Source organism: Sinomicrobium halophytocola, assembly GCF_052983395.1.
The window spans coordinates 15,563-35,189 of sequence record NZ_JBRKIT010000005.1; the positions used below are offsets into that span (position 1 = coordinate 15,563).

General features: G+C 39.1%; 17 protein-coding genes and 3 tRNA genes. 12 read left to right on the forward strand and 8 right to left on the reverse strand.

Annotation, left to right across the window (positions count from 1 at the left end; genetic code table 11):
- Positions 1-13: 13 nt before the first annotated feature.
- Entirely contained in the window at positions 14-1,372 is a 1,359-nt protein-coding gene (locus ACVBDY_RS01160) for a Gfo/Idh/MocA family protein (protein WP_447173642.1), read from the reverse strand.
- Between the two features lie 189 nt (positions 1,373-1,561).
- Complete coding sequence (locus tag ACVBDY_RS01165) at positions 1,562-3,043, reverse strand: Na+/H+ antiporter NhaC family protein (RefSeq protein WP_447173643.1); 1,482 nt, start codon at positions 3,041-3,043, stop codon at positions 1,562-1,564.
- 522 nt (positions 3,044-3,565) lie between these two features.
- On the opposite strand from ACVBDY_RS01165, the gene ACVBDY_RS01170 reads away from it, so the two are divergent.
- From ACVBDY_RS01170 to ACVBDY_RS01195, 6 genes are all read left to right on the forward strand, one after another.
- Positions 3,566-3,638, forward strand: a tRNA-Met gene (locus ACVBDY_RS01170).
- A gap of 35 nt (positions 3,639-3,673) precedes the next feature.
- Positions 3,674-3,748: transfer RNA gene (locus ACVBDY_RS01175), tRNA-Val, on the forward strand.
- A gap of 119 nt (positions 3,749-3,867) precedes the next feature.
- Complete coding sequence (locus ACVBDY_RS01180) at positions 3,868-4,155, forward strand: nucleotidyltransferase family protein (protein ID WP_447173644.1); 288 nt, start codon at positions 3,868-3,870, stop codon at positions 4,153-4,155.
- On the forward strand, positions 4,145-4,498 hold the full coding sequence (locus ACVBDY_RS01185) for a HepT-like ribonuclease domain-containing protein (RefSeq protein WP_447173645.1): 354 nt from the start codon (positions 4,145-4,147) through the stop codon (positions 4,496-4,498). The genes ACVBDY_RS01180 and ACVBDY_RS01185 overlap by 11 nt, the downstream gene beginning before the upstream one ends.
- Positions 4,499-4,705: 207 nt before the next feature.
- On the forward strand, positions 4,706-5,206 hold the full coding sequence (locus tag ACVBDY_RS01190; protein ID WP_447173646.1) for an ecotin: 501 nt from the start codon (positions 4,706-4,708) through the stop codon (positions 5,204-5,206).
- A 109-nt stretch (positions 5,207-5,315) separates the two neighbouring features.
- Positions 5,316-5,390 (forward strand) — tRNA-Val (locus ACVBDY_RS01195).
- A gap of 21 nt (positions 5,391-5,411) precedes the next feature.
- Here ACVBDY_RS01195 and ACVBDY_RS01200 read toward each other — a convergent pair.
- The 3 genes from ACVBDY_RS01200 to ACVBDY_RS01210 form a co-directional block, all read right to left on the reverse strand.
- Positions 5,412-7,568, reverse strand: coding sequence for a prolyl oligopeptidase family serine peptidase (locus ACVBDY_RS01200; protein ID WP_447173647.1), 2,157 nt, complete (start codon positions 7,566-7,568; stop codon positions 5,412-5,414).
- 128 nt (positions 7,569-7,696) lie between these two features.
- Positions 7,697-7,840 (reverse strand): hypothetical protein, encoded by a 144-nt coding sequence (locus ACVBDY_RS01205; protein WP_447173648.1) that lies wholly within the window; start codon positions 7,838-7,840, stop codon positions 7,697-7,699.
- Positions 7,841-7,987: 147 nt separating this feature from the next.
- On the reverse strand, positions 7,988-9,694 hold the full coding sequence (locus ACVBDY_RS01210; protein ID WP_447173649.1) for a helix-turn-helix domain-containing protein: 1,707 nt from the start codon (positions 9,692-9,694) through the stop codon (positions 7,988-7,990).
- A gap of 665 nt (positions 9,695-10,359) precedes the next feature.
- On the opposite strand from ACVBDY_RS01210, the gene ACVBDY_RS01215 reads away from it, so the two are divergent.
- From ACVBDY_RS01215 to ACVBDY_RS01240, 6 genes are all read left to right on the forward strand, one after another.
- Positions 10,360-11,085: a sporulation delaying protein family toxin gene (locus tag ACVBDY_RS01215; RefSeq protein ID WP_447173650.1), complete on the forward strand. Its 726-nt coding sequence runs from the start codon at positions 10,360-10,362 to the stop codon at positions 11,083-11,085.
- A gap of 15 nt (positions 11,086-11,100) precedes the next feature.
- Positions 11,101-11,835 (forward strand): sporulation delaying protein family toxin, encoded by a 735-nt coding sequence (locus ACVBDY_RS01220; RefSeq protein ID WP_447173651.1) that lies wholly within the window; start codon positions 11,101-11,103, stop codon positions 11,833-11,835.
- Positions 11,836-11,925: 90 nt separating this feature from the next.
- A complete protein-coding gene (locus ACVBDY_RS01225; RefSeq protein ID WP_447173652.1) occupies positions 11,926-12,465 on the forward strand; it encodes an SdpA family antimicrobial peptide system protein in 540 nt (179 codons plus the stop codon).
- Complete coding sequence (locus ACVBDY_RS01230) at positions 12,453-13,376, forward strand: sporulation-delaying protein SdpB family protein (protein ID WP_447173653.1); 924 nt, start codon at positions 12,453-12,455, stop codon at positions 13,374-13,376. The genes ACVBDY_RS01225 and ACVBDY_RS01230 overlap by 13 nt, the downstream gene beginning before the upstream one ends.
- Complete coding sequence (locus tag ACVBDY_RS01235; protein ID WP_447173654.1) at positions 13,373-14,281, forward strand: CPBP family intramembrane glutamic endopeptidase; 909 nt, start codon at positions 13,373-13,375, stop codon at positions 14,279-14,281. Before ACVBDY_RS01230 ends, ACVBDY_RS01235 begins: the two co-directional genes overlap by 4 nt.
- 12 nt (positions 14,282-14,293) lie before the next feature.
- A complete protein-coding gene (locus ACVBDY_RS01240) occupies positions 14,294-15,532 on the forward strand; it encodes a DoxX family protein (protein ID WP_447173655.1) in 1,239 nt (412 codons plus the stop codon).
- A gap of 6 nt (positions 15,533-15,538) precedes the next feature.
- Here ACVBDY_RS01240 and ACVBDY_RS01245 read toward each other — a convergent pair whose 3' ends face one another.
- The 3 genes from ACVBDY_RS01245 to ACVBDY_RS01255 form a co-directional block, all read right to left on the reverse strand.
- Positions 15,539-16,540, reverse strand: a complete 1,002-nt coding sequence (locus ACVBDY_RS01245) for an SMP-30/gluconolactonase/LRE family protein (RefSeq protein WP_447173656.1) — start codon at positions 16,538-16,540, stop codon at positions 15,539-15,541.
- Between the two features lie 50 nt (positions 16,541-16,590).
- A complete protein-coding gene (locus ACVBDY_RS01250; protein ID WP_447173657.1) occupies positions 16,591-16,950 on the reverse strand; it encodes a DoxX family protein in 360 nt (119 codons plus the stop codon).
- A 430-nt stretch (positions 16,951-17,380) separates the two neighbouring features.
- The gene (locus tag ACVBDY_RS01255) at positions 17,381-19,627 is read right to left on the reverse strand and encodes a S9 family peptidase (protein WP_447173658.1); all 2,247 of its coding nucleotides are present in this window, start codon (positions 19,625-19,627) and stop codon (positions 17,381-17,383) included.

Genomic DNA, 19,627 nt, shown 5'->3' on the forward strand with positions numbered 1-19,627 from the left:
AGCTGTTATAAGATCAATAGGTATCCTTTATCCAGTTATAAGGCTGCCGTCTTACCCAGAGTCCCCTGGTAAAGTCCGGAAAATCCTGGGGTTCTCCGTTGTTTTCTATGGATGCTTCGGAAAGCGGGGTGATCGCACTCCATGCCGCGGCATCATAAGCGTCCAAAGGCGGCGCTATATTTTGTTTGGCAGATTCGACGAAGGCATTGAGAACGAAGAAGTCCATCCCTCCGTGGCCTGCACCGGTGGCATGTTCGCCGTATTTCTGCCAGAGCGGGTGGTCGTATTTTTTAAGCCATTCCTTGTCGGCATCCCAACGGTGCGGTTCGGATTTTCCTTCTATATATATGCGGTCCCCGTCATTTTCCCACAGTCCGTTTGCCCCCTGTACCCGGAATCCGAGGGAATAAGGTCGCGGAAGATTGCAATCGTGCGTAACGATTATGGTTTCTCCTTTGGCGGTTTCTATAGTGGTGGTAATAACATCTCCCTGCTTGAACTTTACTTTGGCATTGGGATGATCTTCTCCTCCGTGCTTTACCACGTAATTGTGAAGTCCGATCGCTTTGGTCGCATTGGAAGTCAGGGACAGAAAACGGTTTCCCCTGTTAATATCGCACATTACGGCTATGGGACCTGCGCCGTGCGTAGGATAGGTGTCCCCGTTACGCAACACGGAATGCCAGGTTCGCCATTGGGCTTCGGAAATGGCATTATCCCCGAATTCCACGCCGCCTCCGTATGGTTGTTTTCCGTTGTTGAATTTCACTTCACGCAGGTCGTGCTGATAACCACAACGGAAATGTACCAGTTCGCCGAAAACATTTTGTTTTACCATATTGAGCACGGCCAGGATATCTCTCCGATAGTTTACGTTCTCCAGGATCATCAGGTGCGATCCTGTTTCTTCGTGGGTGTTTACCAGGTCCCAGCACTCTTCCAGCGTATTGGCCGCAGAGACTTCCAGGCCTGTATATTTCCCGGCTTTCATGGCATCTACCGCCATTCTTGTATGCCAGAGCCAGGGTGTGGCAATGACCACGGCATCCACCTCTTTTAATTCCAGAAGATTACGATAGTCATAATCGGAATCCCCGAATACTTCAGGTTTCTTAAAGCCGGCCTCGTCTATCTTTTTCAAAGCGATTTTGATCCTTTCCGGATCCACATCGCAAATAGCGGTTATTTCAAGGTCTTTTCGCTGCAGGGCGTTATTCAGGTGGTTGGTTCCCCTTAACCCCACTCCTATAAATGCGAGCCTCAGTTTACTATCCGCCGTACCGTATATGTTTCCGAAAGACATATTCGGCATTACGGAAATCCCGGCTCCAGCTATAGCAGTTTTTTTGATAAAATCCCTTCTTGAACTCATTTCAGTCAGTGTTATAGTTTGTTAATGTAATTCCGGATTAATTTCTTTACGAAGAAATAAATTTTTTATTAAAAAACAAATGTGTTCGATAACAATTTTATATAACAAACAAAATTTTAACAGAATGTGAATACCGAATGTTGCTTTTTTCTTGTATTTTTTGTAATAAAATAATACGGAATGAAATGTTTAAACGGAGAGCATCCCAAATATCAGGTAGAGCAATGCAGTTAATATTCCACCGATAAGGGCGTAAGGTAACTGGGTGTTTACGTGGTCTATATGATCACTCCCGGAGGCCATAGACGATATAATGGAAGTATCGGAAATAGGCGAACAGTGATCTCCGAAAACCCCTCCGCCCAGGGTTGCGGCTACTACCAGCGTTAGTTCAGACTGATGGATTTCGGCCATAGGTACGGCAATGGCCATCATAATGGCAAAGGTACCCCATGAGGTCCCGGTAGAAAAAGCGATAAATGCACTTATAAGGAAAATAATAGCCGGCAGGAATTCCGGGGAGAGCCAATCCCTGGAAAAATCGGCTACAAACTCACCGGTCCCCAACTGGTTACAGGCCTCTCCGATAGCAAAGGCAAACAACATCAGCAGCGCCAATGGCATGAGTTCGCTAATCCCCTTTAAGGTGATATCGATCATTTCTTTTGTCTTCATAATACCCTGGGCCCTGTACATGATCATCGCCGTTAATATTGAAGCTAGGACAGCATACAATACGGCGGAAGAACCGGATCCCTGCCCGATAGACCGGAAAAGGTGTTCTGAAAACGAATCAGCGCCTTCCACGTTCCCCCAACCGGTATATGCCAGGTTTACCGGCATCATGATGACCATAACGGCCAGGGGGACGATCATATTAAAAGCCCGGGGCCTGACTCCCTCTTTGGTTTCGAACGACGTGACTTCATCCGAAAGCATAGGCTTGGCATTGTCGTTCATCAGCTTCCCCGTTTCCCTGGTCCTTTGCTCCGCCTTTGCCATAGGACCTATATCCTTTTTTGCCAGAACGACCACCAGCACAATAGCTATGGCGAGCAGAGGGTAAAAGTTATAAGCGATAGAAGAGAGCATCAGTGAGAACGGGGCTTCAATCCCCTGGGTCACTAAAAGTCCCATCACAAACGCCCCCCAGGCATTAAACGGAATGAGAATGGATGATGGCGCCGAGGTGGAATCCGCAATGTAAGCTAACTTTTCTCTCGGGATTTTAAGTTCATCAAAAACCGGGCGGTACAACGTACCTACGGTCAACGAGCTGATATTGGTCTCTACAAAAAGTAAAAGCCCGGTGAGCACGGCCAGTAATTGTACTATAACCCTGCTGTACCCTTTTTGTTTTTTTTCAAAATAGATAATGAGTTTGTTCAGCTGAAGAATAAATCCTTCCACACCGCGGGAATACTGGATAAATAACAATAATGCCCCGACCAGGGCACTGAACATGATGGTCCTGGTATTTCCGGGGGATTTGAACACGTCTACGAGACCTTCTATGGTTGCCAGTGTTCCGTTCAACACATTCCAGTCATTCATGATCAGCCACGAAAACCAGATACCGAAAAGCAAGGCCAGGTAAACCTGCTTTGTTCTCAGCGCAAGGATAATTGCCAATACCGGAGGTAAAACAGAGAGGAAGCCATAGTTGTCCATAGAGGTAGATAAAATATAAAAACTCAATACTAAACCACCCTGCACTGAAAGGTGCACAGGTCTTAATAAATAATCCTGCCCGTCCGGCGGGGAAATTGCTCTTTAGTTACTGGTTATTGAGTTATTCAGTTAGTAAGGCAATATATATAAACTCATTAACCTAATAACCAGACCATAATTTCCGCACCACCAAAGTGCTGAAATAATCCCCGATCCCGAACTATCGGGACTATCGGCGGCAGAGTTTTAGCCCCTCAATTGAAACTAATAAACCGGCCTCTCCAGCGATGAGCGTAACACTAATGTCCATACAGGCAGTAGATCAGCACAAAATAGGTGATTTTTATTGAAAAAACCAATTCCGCGGCCCGCGTGGGTAAGTTTCCGGTTAATTTTCACTTTCCCGCTCATTTAACAGCCTAATTTCCAACACTCCATAAATCCTTTAAAATAACACATTGAAAATATGCCATAATTATTTGGCAGATCATAAAAACATCGTATCTTTGCCACCGCAAACATCGCGGGATAGAGCAGTAGGTAGCTCGTCGGGCTCATAACCCGAAGGTCACTGGTTCGAGTCCAGTTCCCGCTACAACAAGCCAAATACGAAAGTGTTTGGCTTTTTTTGGGTCATTAACTCAGTTGGTTTAGAGTGTCACCTTGACAGGGTGGAAGTCGCTGGTTCGAGTCCAGTATGACCCACATATACAGATAATTCAAAGGAGAGCACCACGGAATTGGTGCTCTTTTTTTTGTGCCTTGTCTTTTTTAAGGGAGGCATTACAACTACTAAATCATAAAAAATTTCTTAAATTTGAATTATGCTTACACAAAATCAGATAGATATTATTATTAATGCCATGAAGCCATTTAGTCCCACAAAAATTGGGATATTCGGTTCTACGGCAAGAAATGAAGAATCTGAAGATAGTGATATAGATATATTATATCATTTCAAGGACACTATTGGACTGTTTAAGTTAATCCGTCTTCAACAGGAATTGCAGGACAAGTTGAATAAAAAAGTGGATTTAGTGTCTGAAAAATATGTCCATCCCAAGCTAAAACCTTATATTCTAAATGACTTAAAAATCATTTATGGAAGTTGACAAAAATTTATTCAGGCTGGGACATATAGAAGAGTGTATTAAGAAGATTGAAGAACTGGTTGATATACTCAAAACCTATGAGAATTTTGAGAAAAAGTGGATAGAACAGGATTCGGTAATTAGAAATTTTGAAATCATAGGCGAGGCTTCTAATCATATTTCAGATGACTTAAAAGAGCAATACCCTGAAATAGCTTGGAATGAAATGAAAGGCATGAGAAATTTTATGACCCATGAGTATTTTGGACTTCAACTGGATACTATATGGGAAACTGCTGTAAATGACATTCCTGTGTTAAAGAAGCAAATTCAAACCATTATACAAGACTTAAATAAGGATTAGATTTCCTATTGTATTTGTCTCCACTACTGTTATTACCTATTGAGTTCATTTAAACTTTTTCCTGAATATTCCTCATAAAATAACTACTTTTCATACAGAGTAATTATCTTTCCCAGTACTAGGATCGAGAACAATTTCCGAAAAACAAACGAAGGAATCTTCTATTTTGGTATAGGTTTTGGTACGGTCTGCAAAAACTCAGTTATCATGAAAGCAATAGTATTGAAACGAACCGGTTTATTTTTAGTTGCACTTTTGTGCTTAAGCTCCATAGCCATGGCCCAATCATCCATAACAAAAACCGATTTATCCATTTACCCCGAACCTGAAAAAGGGTTTAAGCAAATGGTGATTGAAGTTCCTTATTCCGATATGGACACCAACAAGAAAATAGAATTTACCGTCGGAAAATGGATGGAGACGGATACGTGTAACAAACACGGTCTTCAGGGTACCTTAGAAAAAAAGGACTTACAAGGTTGGGGGTATAATTACTATGTTTTCAAGACCGACGGGAATGTCGTATCAACGCAAATGGCATGTCTTGATGAGAAAACTATTAATCAATTTATCTCAGCCCAGCCCGAAATGGTGAGGTACAATGGAAAGTTACCTGTTGTCATCTATGTTCCGGAAGAATATGACGTACAATTCAGAATATATAAAGCTGAAGAAGATATTTATCAGGCCAGTGAAGTTAAGCAGTAATATGACCGTTACCTGCGGCAGTCAGTATATTATATTTTAGTATATTTCGTCCGGGATTTAAAATATCCCGGACTTTACAAAAGTTCCGGAAATTCAGGAGCTCTTTTTAGGGTCATTAACTCAGTTGGTTTGGAGTGTCACCTCGACAGGGTGGAAGTCATTGGTTCGAGTCCAGTATGACCCACGGGTTTAGATGGATCAATCCTTACTTGATCTGCCATAGTGCAAAAGCCAATACATCTGCTAACCTTTCAAACTCTTTGGCTTTAGAATCTCCCCTACCATGACCAGATTCAAAATCAATTGCAAATAATATGGGGGTATCCGAAGAATTGGCTGCCTGTAGCCGGGCCGCAAATTTTGCTGGGTCCCAAGCTACAACCCTGGGATCGTTCATGCCTGCCGTAATTAAAGTAGCAGGATACTTCTCTCCCTTTTTGATATGATGATAGGAATCCATCTCCAATAACGTCCTGAATCCTGTGGAGTCCTTAACTGATCCAAACTCCTTTATATTATTAGGACCATTGGGCTGGATCTCGGAACGCACCAAATTCATGGAACCCACTTCTGCGATAGCTGCTCCCAACAAATCGGGCCGCTCAGTCATGGTTCTACCGATAAGAATACCTCCCGCGCTTGCACTCCATATCGCTGTATGCTCTGGAGAGGTATACCCCTGATCTATCGTATATTCGATACAAGCGATCAGGTCTTTCCAAGTATTCGGCTTGGTTATTTTGTACCCTCCTTCATGCCAGGCATTTCCTTTTTCCCCTCCACCCCTGACATGGGCTACGGCATAAATGCCACCTTCTTTTATCCAGGCATAAAGAGATGAAGAAAATGTCGGTTTCATGGAATAGCCGTATGCTCCGTATCCTCTAAAAAGCACAGGGGTTTTACCGTTCTTTTTTAGTCCTTTTCTATAGATCAGGGACAATGGAATTTCCACTCCATCATGAGATTTGACCACAACTTCATCAATGATAAGATCTTTTACTCCAGGAAGCTCTTTACTTTTTACCAAATTTGCCTGTGTGAAGGTATCTGTAGTAACCTCATAGGTATACCTGTTCCCATTGCTGGTCCATCCTTTGGTAACGACCCATAGATCCGGGAAATTCACCCCTTTGGACGATATGGACAGGCTTCCCGATACTTCAGGAAGTTTAATTGGTGTACTTACTCCTTTGTCATATCTATAAAGGAATGCCTCTATTCCATTCCTGGTAGTACTATAAAATATACCCCGGGAAGTGACTTCAAAATCTGTGATCACTTCATCAGGTATTTCTTTGACGAGAATTTTTGGGTCATCAAAATCCGGATTTTTCAGGGAAGTAATCCCGATTTGGAAGTTTGGGGTCCCTTTTGCAGAGGTAAATATCAGGGAATCACCTATAACTACAGTTTTCTTAACCTGATCTTCTGCTTTGTAAAGGGGTTCCCAACTCAATTTCGCATTATAAATATCATTCGGTAAAGGGGCTACATAGGCATCCCAAAAAGAATTTACCCCGGCCAATTTGCCCAACAAATATTTACTTTCCGTATCCTCGAAAAATACCGCTGGAAAATCTGCCGGTTTAATGTTTACATCAGGAGTTGCTGAATTTGAAAATATTTCATGAAGGTTTTTAGGGTCATCTCCTAATCTATAAACTACGGAACTTGTATTAAGCAAAAAATCATCCGATTTGGAATCAATTTCGGGAAGGTGAATATAAATAAATCCGGAATTGTCAGATAGCCACTTAATCCCTCCAGTAGCGGAGGGCCAGCAATGGTCTATAATTTGCGGTAACCGTTCTCTTGTTTCCACGTCAAAAACGATCATTTCCGAGATTTCCTTTCCCTTTTCAGATAAGCTGACTACGATATGTTTACCGGCCCAGTCAGGCTCAATATAATTTATAATATATTCGGTATCTTCCCCGGGCTTAAAATCTTTGGGATCAAAGAACAGTACTTCTGCTTTATCAAAGCTTTCCCTATAACATAGTTTGGCTTCGTTATCTTTAGCACCCCGTTTTAAATAAAAATGCCTGTCATTGCCGGCAATCTTCAACCCTGTGATTTTCGAGGATTGCATTTGGTCAAAGGCTTTAAGGGATTCCATAATATTTTGTCTCTCCGAGATGCCATTGAGTATTTCTTTGGCAGATAGGTTCTGCTTTTTCAACCAATCCAGTACGGTAGAATCTTTTAGGTCTTCTATATATCTATAAGGATCTTCAACTTTAATCCCATGATAAGTATCCGTAACTGTTTTGGCTGGTAATAATGATGGAGACTCGGTTTGGCAGCCTATAAGGGATATCAAAACAATAATCGACACAAAAGAGAAGGTATATTTCATTTATGGGTTTATTATATATCCAAACTTATATAAATATCTATTTAAAAATGCTATCAATATTTATACAGATATGGGAATTCAGGAATCGTGAACAGAGGTTTCTAATCCGGAAACAACAGTAATTATTGCTAATTCCCTCCGCGCTGTGTCGTCCTTCCTGTCCAATCATCATCATCGCTCTCATTACCACCTTTAATTGCGTAGGGATTTTGAATAGCCGAAATTTTAGTTTTTTTCAGGCTAAGCTTTTTCTGTTCTTTTTCTTTTTTCATCTTTATTGGATTTTGAGGTTAATAAGATCATAAAAGTAAAGGATTTAAGTATTACAGAGCAAAAACAGAATACATATAGTGGTATAAATTCGAGAATTCAACTCATTTTAAAATACATAATCGTCTGTTTTACATATATTTATAGTTTCACTTATCTTTTTCTAACTCCTGGATAAAATACGAAGGATAAATCCCTGTCTTTTTTAGAAATGCCCTTGAAAATGATTGTGAGTTATTAAAACCTATTTCCTGACCTATAGCCTTAATAGAATATTTTCTGAACGAAGGATTATTTTTCAACTCATCAATAACATAGTTTATTTTGAGATCATTGATATAGTTGATGAAATTTTTCTGTTCGTAGTATTTAATAACCATCGCGAGGTATTTAGGGTTGGAATCCATTGATTTAGCCAAAGAATTCAGGGAAATATCATTTCGCAAAAACTCTTTGTTCTTCACAAACGCTTCCAGTTTTTTCCTAATATTATTCAATGCCTCTTCAGAGATATTCGGTTCTTCAACATCTTTGGGATCAATTTTCTTTAGCTTTTTGTTGGGAGAAGGTTGTTCTTTTATGAGTTGATCAAATTTCTTCCGGTAAATCCGTTGTTTTCTATAAAAGATGTACATTAAAAGGCTAATGGTAAGAACAGCCATCAATAATATAATGATGCTAATCCTAAAAGTATTATTCCCTTTTTCCAAACGTCCGATTAATTGGTCTTTTTCCAGGATTAATCGGGGGGTGTCATATTTCTTTTTGATATTCTTTGACAGATGTTTATAATTGTTCCAAATAACACTATCTACATGGATTAAATCTTCTACATATTCTAACTGCTTTTGAGCATTTCCTTTGTTCTTATAATAATCGATCAAAAACTCATACACCTCTCTAAGGTCTGGAAAGATGTCTGCCGTCGCTTTTACTATGGAATCGATTTTTTCATAATAAGGGACTACTGAATCGTATTGCCCTTGCTCTATATAGGATTTACCAATACACATATAACATATGATCAGGTTTCCAGAATCCCCCACTTTTTTCATCCCTTCCGCAGCTTTTATGGATTCTTCAATACTTTCCGAATAGTTTTGTTTAAAATACTCGGTTATACCATTGGACATCCTAAAATATGCGGGATTCAATGCGTTTTTTTCCTCCAAAGAGATATCCATGCCGATTTGATTGACAGCTATGGCCGAATCATATAGTCCATTTCTGTTATAGGAATCGCCAAGGCCATATAATGCCCGGGTATAGGTATAGACATGCTTTTTCCTGTCCTTTTCATACAGCTTTCTGATTTCCCTTATGTAGTCTTTGAAGGCGGGTAATGCATCTTCGTGTTCGCCAATATCATTTTTTAAGATTCCAATCTGGTATTTGATGTAAAGTTGCTGGAGCGTATTGTTCCTTTTTAAAGTATGTTGGTGGGCCTGTAGATACAGGTCCAACGCTTCTTTATATTTTCCCATAAGCCGAAGGGCGTAAGCTTTAATGGTGTATCCTTTAGCTGGGTAGGTAAAATCATCCAGGTCTTTAGTGAGGCTAATGATACTGTCCGCATATTTTTCCGAAATAGGGGGCTCATAAATCTTGGAGAACAAAGTATACGCATCTGCCTGTTTTAAAGTGTCCTTATTATCCTTTGCCCTTTTCAGATATTCCATTGCGTAGGCTCTGGATCTGATCGTGTCGTGCCGGAAATAATTGAATTTATTCTCCAATTCCTCGTAGGTATACATGGATAATGAGTCAAAAAGCAGCCTTCTCCCGTCTTCCTGACAGTGTATGAAGGATATAAAGAAATAACCTATGGCAGAAAAATATAGTTTAAACCTGTTCATGATAATAAGAAATAATGGAAAAATCTTACCTCCATATCTTCCATTCGGGGTAGTAAAATTAGTACTTAATTTTTAAATCGTTTGTCAAATCCCACACAAAAGGGGTAACTAAGGTTTATTGTACCCTAAATTCGAGAATTTGGAGCTTTAAATTCGAGAATTCAGGTCACCATCATTTGCATTTAGCTTATTCCCCTATATATCTTTATGACAATCAAATTATTAGCGCTAATAGATGTGAGACCTTAACGCATCTAAAAAGGTTTAAGGAAATATTTAATCAAAACTTATTCCTAATGAAAAAAAAATCGCTTAAGTCATTAAAGTTGAATAAGAAAACTATTTCGAATTTGTCCAAAGCTGAAATTCAGGGAGGGAACGAGGCTTCATCATGGACCAGAATAGTTATCTGTCATAGTCTTGATGATATTAGAAATTGTATCCCTATATGAGGATAATAAACATTTAAATTTAAACTCTATGCCTTCATCAATTATGTAACAAAGATGAAGGCATAGAATCTGATTTAAGCCTGATCACTAATGCCTATATCTTGGAAATTATGTGAGTCAGTTTTAATATTCAATAGTTTTTATAAGACTGTTATTCCCATAACCATCATCGGAATAACAATAAAATGTATTTCTGGATTTAATCAAATTAATATGAAAAAAATTAGACAAATATCTCAACATCCCATTTGTATCCTTACTGTGACTATTAGTTTAATGTTCGCTAGTTGCAGTAAAAATAATGTTGCTGAGGATCAAATAGAAAGTGCTCTGAATGATTATTCCGGTAAGGAATTATTCCGAGGAATAATGTTAAATGACGGTGAAATGACCGCATTAATACCTGAATTGGCCGAGAAAAAGGAAATTCTAGATAAATTGGATTTAGAGACAAGAGCATCTCTCGAAAATTTAGAAAATGATATTCTAAATATTATCGAACAAAAAGAAAGTTCTGCTTTTGAAAGCTTTAAACATGCTATTACTTCCGGAGATCATTACCAGGTGAGGGAAGCCATACTATCGGCAGCACCAAAAGTTCACGAAGCAGCCTTCCTCGCCTCAGGGATCGACTACAATGATAGAATTTCTCTTTTGGAAGCTGCCAAAAAAGCTTCACTAAATGAAGAAAATATCTTTGATGCCAATGGAGAAATCAATATTAAACAGTTAAAGAAGATGGAAGCAATGTATAAAGATGCCGGGACAATTGAGGCTAAAGAACAATTATTAGCCGTAGTAGCAGTTGCGGTCGCGGTTGCCGTTTACTTATGGGTTTGGGTTGTTAGCAGACAGGCTGTAGCATCCACGGATATAGCAAGTGAAAAAGATTCATTTCAAACAGAACGCCTGGTAAATTCCATTGTCAATGTTCAATAAACAAAACTGAAAATTATGATAACATTCATTAAAAAGAAAGAGAAAAAAATAGCATTCTTACTATCATTTATCATTTTGTTTATTAGTTGTTCCAAAGATAACCTTGTACAAAATGAATTAGGAGAAGAAAGCTTTAATAAGCTGAGTAAATTTTCCGGAGAGGACATTTTTAATGGTGTTTTTTTTTATGAAGGAGAAGTTGCAAAAATTTTCCCCACGACACATGGACAAACCGTAATCAAAGCGAAATTGAATTCCGATATTTTGAAGAAATTACATAAGGTTCAATCTGATATAATTGATGTATTTAAAGCAGAGGATCCGGAATATTTTGTGAATTTCAAGAATATAATTACTTCAGGAGATCATTTAAGAATTCGGGATCAATTAATGCAAAGTTCAATGGATGCACGAAAGGTTACTGCCAAATTACATAACCTTGATATTTCCAAAAGAATGACTGCGGAAAATCTAGCAAATAAATTATACATCAATTCACGAATTAATTCCATAAAAAATGATGATGGTTCTATTAACATAGACAAATTGAATGCTATTAATTATGCTAACAAGGAATCATTCGAAGTTCAAGCCGAGGAAGAAGCCTGTGTTGCCGTTGTTATATTAATATTTTTATTATGGGTTTATGAACATAATAGAGCTGAAACAGTTACAGGAAATTCATTTATACTTAAATCAAATTTCGAATCCGAATCTTTTGTTAATGAGATAGTAGAATATTCTAAATAGACATCTACTAATAAAGAGGTACTTTGAGATATAGTAGTTTTGATATCTGACAAGTACCTCTTATTCTGTTTCATTTTATTATCAAGGCTAATGAAAAAAAAGATATTTTTTTGTACCATAATTTTTGGGGTGGGATGGTTCATCTTTTTTATTTATGTATTAATCTCCAGCATCCCGGAATCTCCAATAAAATTTTCCATTACAAATAACAACTTTGTTAAATATTACTTTTCTCAAGGATGGAGTTTCTTTACGAAGAGCCCAAGAGATAAATTTATTCAAGTCTTTAAAAAGGTGGATGGGAAATGGCAGCTATTCCAACAACCCAATTCGTCTCCGAAATATCTTTTTGGATTGAAAAAAGATTCTAGGGCCATGGGAGTAGAATATGGCAGAGCCTTAAATACCATATCACAATCCTGGATTGATTTTGAAGGCTATACAAACGGATTTAAAATTGCTGATACATTAAAGTCAATTCCATTTGTCAACTCTGAATTAGCTCCATTATTAAAAGGGGAATATATACTAATTGTAACAGATCCTATTCCATGGGCATGGAACAACAGTTTTAATAAAGAAAATATAAAAGGAAAATTGATAAAAATAAATTCTATATGCGAAAATTAATTCAGGATTTAATAGATTCAACATATTCGCTCTCTGCTATAACTCCTTTGACTAATGTATATGGTTTGGGCAGGAGTTTACTCGCATTGAGCACCTTTTCATCCCTCTTATTTAATAATGTCCATACTATTTTTAAACCTGTATCAGGTATAGAGAATGCTCCGGTTTGTGTGAATGAAGCGGCATTGAGTTTTTTTTGTATATTTTCCGAACTGTTTTCATTAGAAATAGCAAAAATTTTTGCTCTTTTTATACTCTTCTTGGTTGTTATTGGATTTTATCCTCGTTATACCTGTGTTCTACATTATTGGATTGTAGTAAGTTTTGCGGGGAGTGCTACCGTTATTGACGGTGGAGACCAAGTGAATACTGTGCTCTCCTTCTTGTTGATCCCCGTTTGCATTTTTGATAGTAGAAGATGGGTATGGAATAAAATTCATCCTCCGGAAAAAATTAGTTTGTTAGAAAGGATTAAAACAGTGTTTTTATGGTCCTGTTTTTTTATGTTAATGATCCAGGTAAGCATTATATATTTAAATGCCAGCATAGCTAAGTTAAAGCTTGAGGAGTGGAGGAATGGTACTGCTATTTATTATTTCTTCAACTCACCAACACTTGGAATGTCAAAAATTAGTGCTTTTATTTTTGACCCTATAATTAATAATCCTGTAGGAGTAACCTTTATGACTTTTTTTACTCTCTTCTTTGAGTTAATGCTATTCTGTTCTATCTTTATGGCACAAAGGATTAAATACATGCTCTTTGTTTTAGGAATATTTTTTCACTTTATGATTATTCTTGTACATGGTTTACCAACCTTTTTCCTGTCTATGTCAGCAGCTTTGGTATTTCTATTAATTCCCAAAAATCTTTGGCTTCATTTTCCTAACAGGAAATTAAAAACAGTATGAAAAAAATAATTTTATATTTAGCCCTAACTTTTATCATCAGCTGGTCGAGTTTTCTTATTCTTAAAGAAACCAATACTGAATCGTTAACTTTTTATTTGGTTACAGCACTATGGTATATGCCTGGCCCTGCAATTGCTACTTTAATTATAGAGCGTTTTAAGAGAGGTGGAATATTATCATATTTTAACCTTAAGAAAATTAATTATAGATGGTTTTTTATGGCTCCTTTAATTGCAGTAATATTCAATTCGTTGGTTTTTCTTCTAATCTATTTGTTCGGAGAAATAATGTCATTTGAAGGATTTGGTAATTTGATATTTTCTAAAGAGGAGATTATTGAAAACCTTATGAACAAAGGTCTGATAGCTAATTTTGAAAATGTAAAAATACCTGAGAATACATTTATACTACTGATAATTATCTCCATTTTTGGAAGTACAATTGGAGGACTTATTAATCTTCCTTTTACACTTGGAGAAGAACTAGGCTGGCGTGGTTATTTACTGAGAAATATTAAATCTAATATTTTCGTGAAAAATATACTTATTGGCATGATCTGGGGCATTTGGCACATGCCAATAATATTTTTAGGATATAATTTCGAAAGCGACTTTATTCTGGGGTCATTGCTCATGATAGTTTTTTGTATTGTGGCAACATTTGTTTTCTCTTTCTTAAGATCTAAATCCAATACCGTCCTAGCTCCTGCATTTCTTCATGGAAGTATTAATGCCACAGCTCCAATGATTTTACTTTATTTGAAAGGTGGTAGTGATTTATTCTGGAGTCCGGTAGGAATATCCGGGATTCTGGCCATGTTAATATTAAGTATTGTTTTATACTCTTGTTTTGGAGTATCTAAGACTTCTACATCAATTACACCTGTGAATCACCTATTCCCCTAAATCCTAATTATCATGAACACACTTCTTTCCAGTAATTGGAATTTACCCCAAAAAGTACTGTTCCGTTTTTTCTTCTGTTACTTCGTATTGTATATATGTTCTCCAGTGTTTAACCCATTATGGCAAATGGTAATTCCCTGGGTTGGGCATAATTTATTCAATTTTACAGATGAATTATCACTCCCCAAAGGAGGAAGTGGAGATACTTCCTTTAGTTACGTTCAATTCTTCCTTAGATTCTGTGCCGCGATATTTGCTATGGGTATATGGTCTGCTTTGGACAAAAAAGAAAGAAGTTACAAAAATTTGCTATGGTATTTTACAACTACACTAAGGTATTATTTAGCTTTTTTTATGCTACTTTATGGTTTTTCTAAAATATTTACCAATCAATATTCCGAATTATCCTTGTTTGATCTTATTAAACCTTATGGGAATTCGTCCCCAATGGGATTGTTATGGAATTTTATGGAATATTCTGATAGCTATACTATTTTTTCCGGTACTATGGAGTTTATCGGAGGAATATTTCTTTTATTCAGAAAAACTACACGATTGGGAGCATTAATATGCTTTGGCGTTATGTTACAGGTGTTTATGTTAAACATGAGTTATGACGTCCCGGTGAAGTTATTTTCGGCACATCTTATGCTCATAGCTATTCTTATAATTATACCAGATATAAAAAATTTCATCAATTTTTACATATTGAATAGATCTACTTCCCCTATCACTATAAAGCCTTATTTTAAAAAGAAAGCCTTTAATACTGTTGGAAGAATTCTGAAAACTATCTTACTAATTGGAGGTGTAATTATATTAATTACTATGGAAATCAAGCAAAAGAAAGCCTATGGAAAAAAATCGCCACTCCCACCTTTGTATGGAATTTATGATGTACAATATTTTATCTTAAATAATGACACTCTACCTTCCCTGGTTACAGATACTTTAAGATGGAAGCAACTTGTAGTTGATAAATGGTATAGCGGAATTGTGGCCATGAATGACAAGATAGAATATGTAGAAAATAAAACAGATACGGTAAAGAAATCCATTCAATTCACTTCCTATCGGGATTCAACTCTAGTTTATAACTTGAACTTTATTCCGCAGGATAGTTTATTAATGCTAAAAGGGAATTTTGGTAATCGTTTACTTAAGATAAATCTCAAAAAAAAGAAATTAGATGATTTTCTGCTTTTAAACAGAAAATTTCATTGGATCAGTGAGGTTCCTTTCAACCGGTAAATTAACCTACCTCAACCTTATCCTCAACACATACATATCATTAGTGACATACAACGTCTTTTCATCTCCCGAAAGGGCAACATTGGATGCCGATTCATCTAATCTTATTTTTCCCAGGACTTTTCCATCCTTATTAAATATCCATATTCCTCCCGGGCCGGTGGCATAGACATTTCCTTTTTTGTCGATCTTCAATCCGTCCGGCGAGCCTTTCAGTCCTTCGCGCTGATCGGTTGCACTGTAAAATATTACAGGCTCTTTTTCCGTATCGTTGACATCCAGCAGGTACCAATCTGCCGCGCTTCGATCGGAACAGGCAACGAGCAGTTTTGTTTCTCCCGGGAATAACGCGATGCCATTCGGCCTTGTGATGTTATCGGTCAATAATAACACTTCGCCATTCCGCTTCACTTTATAGACGCCATTAAAGTTGATCTCTTTTGTCGGGTCCTCATCATTTTGCATCGGGAGTCCGTAGGGAGGGTCCGTAAAGAACAGGTCACCGTTACTGCTGTATACCGCATCATTAGGACTGTTAAAACGTTTACCTTCATAGTTATCCGCCAGGTTGTGAAACACCGGTTCCGGTTTACTTAACGGCGCTTCCATTCTGGCCATCCGGCGGTTGCCGTGCTGACAAAGAACGAGATTACCTTTGGTATCCAGCAACAGTCCGTTGCTGCCCGGTTCCTTACTCTGACTTGGTTCTGTTCCGGTATAACCGCTTGGCCGTAAATAAATTTCGGTACCGCCTTCTTCCGTCCATTTGTAAACCGTATTCTCCGGCACATCCGAAAATAACAGCATCTGTTCGCTTTCTACCCATAAAGGCCCTTCACTCCAGACAAAACCTTCGGCAATAATTTCGGCTTTGGCCGTGGTATTCATAATCGCATCCAATGCCGGGTCTATTCGCTCCATACTACCGGTGGTTTTATATGTTGTTTCCTGGGCGAAACTATGGTTCACGGCAAGGGTTAACGCCAGTAAGACAAATGTTGGTTTCATATTTTCCTGTTTTTTGTTGCTACGATTAATGCTGTTTTCCCTTTCTTTATTTAAATTTTCAAATAGGTCCAGGCCCACCATATCAATACGAATTGCAGTGGAATTCTCCATACCAAAAGCCATCGTGGCAAGCCCATACCTGCTTTCGGGGAAGAAAGCATATGAAAATGTATCGGAAGGAAAACAACAAGCATGATAATAATGCCGTAAACCGCATAATCTTTGGTCTCCGGAAAACACAGCCCCAGACCAAGCAGTATTTCCGCCACGCCACTTAGATTAACCATAGTACGGTGCGCAGGAATATAAGCCGGCATAATTCTCATATACATTTTCGGCCGGGCAAAATGATTTATTCCTGCCAGGATATACAACGCAGCCATTATGTAAAGATGCCAGGGAAACTGCATTTCACTCTTTTAAGTCAGTTAATATAGACTTTTTTTGTCAGTTTTCCCAACCCGGACTCCTTTTACACAGGGCAAACGCATTATACAGGAGAGATAATTGATAAGCGGTAACCGTGTTGTAGTTTGGAGTTGAGGAGTTATTTTCGTTACAAGTTCCAGGTTACAAGTTCCAGGTTACAAGTTCCAGGTTACAGGTTCCAGTTGCAGAAAGAACAAAGCGAGGTGGCTGAGTGTCCCGGCTCCGCCGGGATGTATCGAAGCCACCGGATTTTCCCGGTCCCTGAGCCCTTCGGTAGACTTAGTATACCCGCCGGACAGGCAGGAACCAAGGCCGAAAGGCAGGTTATAGGTTTATGAAAACCTGCAACTTGCAACATGGAATTTTAAAACGTTGCTATTATAGTTTTTTTAATGCGTTTACCCTGCCCTTTTACATCCCGTTATTTTCCAGCAGATAATTTGTGATGAGGGTATACAGGTGACGTTGCGTGTTTGCTCCCTCATAGATACCATGCGAGCGATTGGGGTAAGCCATCATCCGGAATTGCTTGTTCTTACGGATGAGCTCATTGACCAGGTATTCCATATTCTGGTAATGCACGTTATCGTCTCCTGTTCCGTGAATGATCAGCAGATTTCCTTCCAGGTTCCCGGCGTGGGTAACGGGAGAACCTTCGATAAAATCTTCCCTGTTTTCCTGCGGAAGCCCCATATAGCGTTCCTGGTAGACATTGTCATAAAAAAGCTGGTTGGCCACAGCAGCTACGGCTATTCCTGTTTTGTATATCTCCGGGTAGCGGAACATCAGGTTGAGGGTCATGGAACCTCCTCCGCTCCACCCCCAGACAGAAACTTTTTCGTCGTCTATGAAATCCCATTTCAGCACTTCTTTTGCGGCCAGTGCCTGGTCGTCCGTATTTATCACTCCCACTTTCCTGTAAATACTCTTCCGCCATGCGCTTCCTTTTAGCGAAGGCGTTCCCCGGTTATCCATATTGATAATTACAAATCCCTTCTGCGCCAGGAAAATATCATAAAGGCCTATCCAGCTATCGATAGCCATTTGCCCCCAGGGTTCCCCGTATACATGGAATATCACGGGATATTTTTTCGAAGGGTCAAATCCGGAAGGTTTGGTTATCCGTCCTTCCACCTCAACACCTTCGGAAGTAGTTACCCGGAAGAACTCTACGGACGGGAGTTGCAGAGTTTTCAGTTTACCTTTCAATTCTTCATTATCCACCAGTACACTGATAGTCTTATGCCCCGGCAGACGGATAAGCCTGGTAGTAACGGGATTTTCGGCATCGGTATGATTGTGAATGGCATATTTGCCATTCGGCGATATGTTATAGGTGTTCACGCCGCTGAAATTATCCGGGGTTATGCGTTTTAAATCTCCTTTTCCGTTCAACGGTACACTGTAAAGATAACGCTGCGCGGGGTCGTCCGGAGAGGCGCTGAAGAAAATATCTTTATTTGTGATGGCATAATAGGCCGCAACATCATATTCGCCCGGCGTGAGCAATGTTTTGCTGCCGTCTTCCAGGCTTATTTTATAGATATGTCTCCACCCGTCTTTTTCGGTCATACGCAATAAAGCCGTATTGTTATCGGTAAGCAGAAAATCGTTATTTCCCCATTGATTGGAGGAGATATCCGGATACCTCAGGTCTACCCAGGTATCTTCGGTTTCGGCATATATTTTTTTCAATTTCCCGGAGGAAGGTTTATAAGTGTAAATACGGAGTTCGTTCTGCTTCCGGTTGAGTTGCTGGATCAGCAAAAGATCTTCGTTTACCCACTGCATGGCAGGCAGATAATGCTGTATGGCATCGCCGGGAACGGGAATCCAGGTAATCGCTTTGGAATTTACATCGACCACTCCTACCTTGGTTGCAGACGGGTCATAACCCACTTTTGGGTATTGCAGCGGAACAGGTTTGGCATATACCGAATCGGTATTATTCATCATGTAAAAAGTACCGATATCCGAAGCATCCAGTTGCCAGAAAGCTATTTTTGATGCGTCCGGGCTCCATGAAAAACCGTCACGCATACCGAACTCTTCTTCGTACACCCAGTCAAATGTACCGTTAATGATGTCACCGTTACCATCAGTGGTTAGTCGGGTGACCTTACCGGTGGTAAAATCTTCTTTATAGATATTAAAGCCCTGTACATACGCTACAAAGCTGTTATCCCTGGAAAACTTGGCGAACATCAGGGAAGAGGAAGGAAAATCCTTTCCTACCCGGCTCAATTTATCGTTATCGAAGTCATACACCCAGTAATCTCCCTTGGTATTGGAACGCCATACCCTGCTGGAATTGGTAAAGATCAGCACTTTGGTCTCATCCGGCGACAAGGTAAAATCTTCTATTTCCAGGGCTTTGTCCGTGCCTTCCGGGGTAATGGCTTCTGCGGAAAGATAGATGCTGCTCCTGTTATTTTTACTGATGTATTTCACCAACTGGTCTTCTCCCTGACTGTTACGTTCTATACTAACAAAAGCATCTCCGTCTTCAACCCAGAAAACGGGCCGCTGCCTGTCTGCCCGGAATTCCCGGGAGTTATAGATACGGTCCGGGGTAAGTATGGAATCTGTCTGTTGTGCACTAAGCAATGCTGTGCCCGATATCAAAAAGGTCAGCAGCAGGATATTTATCTTATTCAC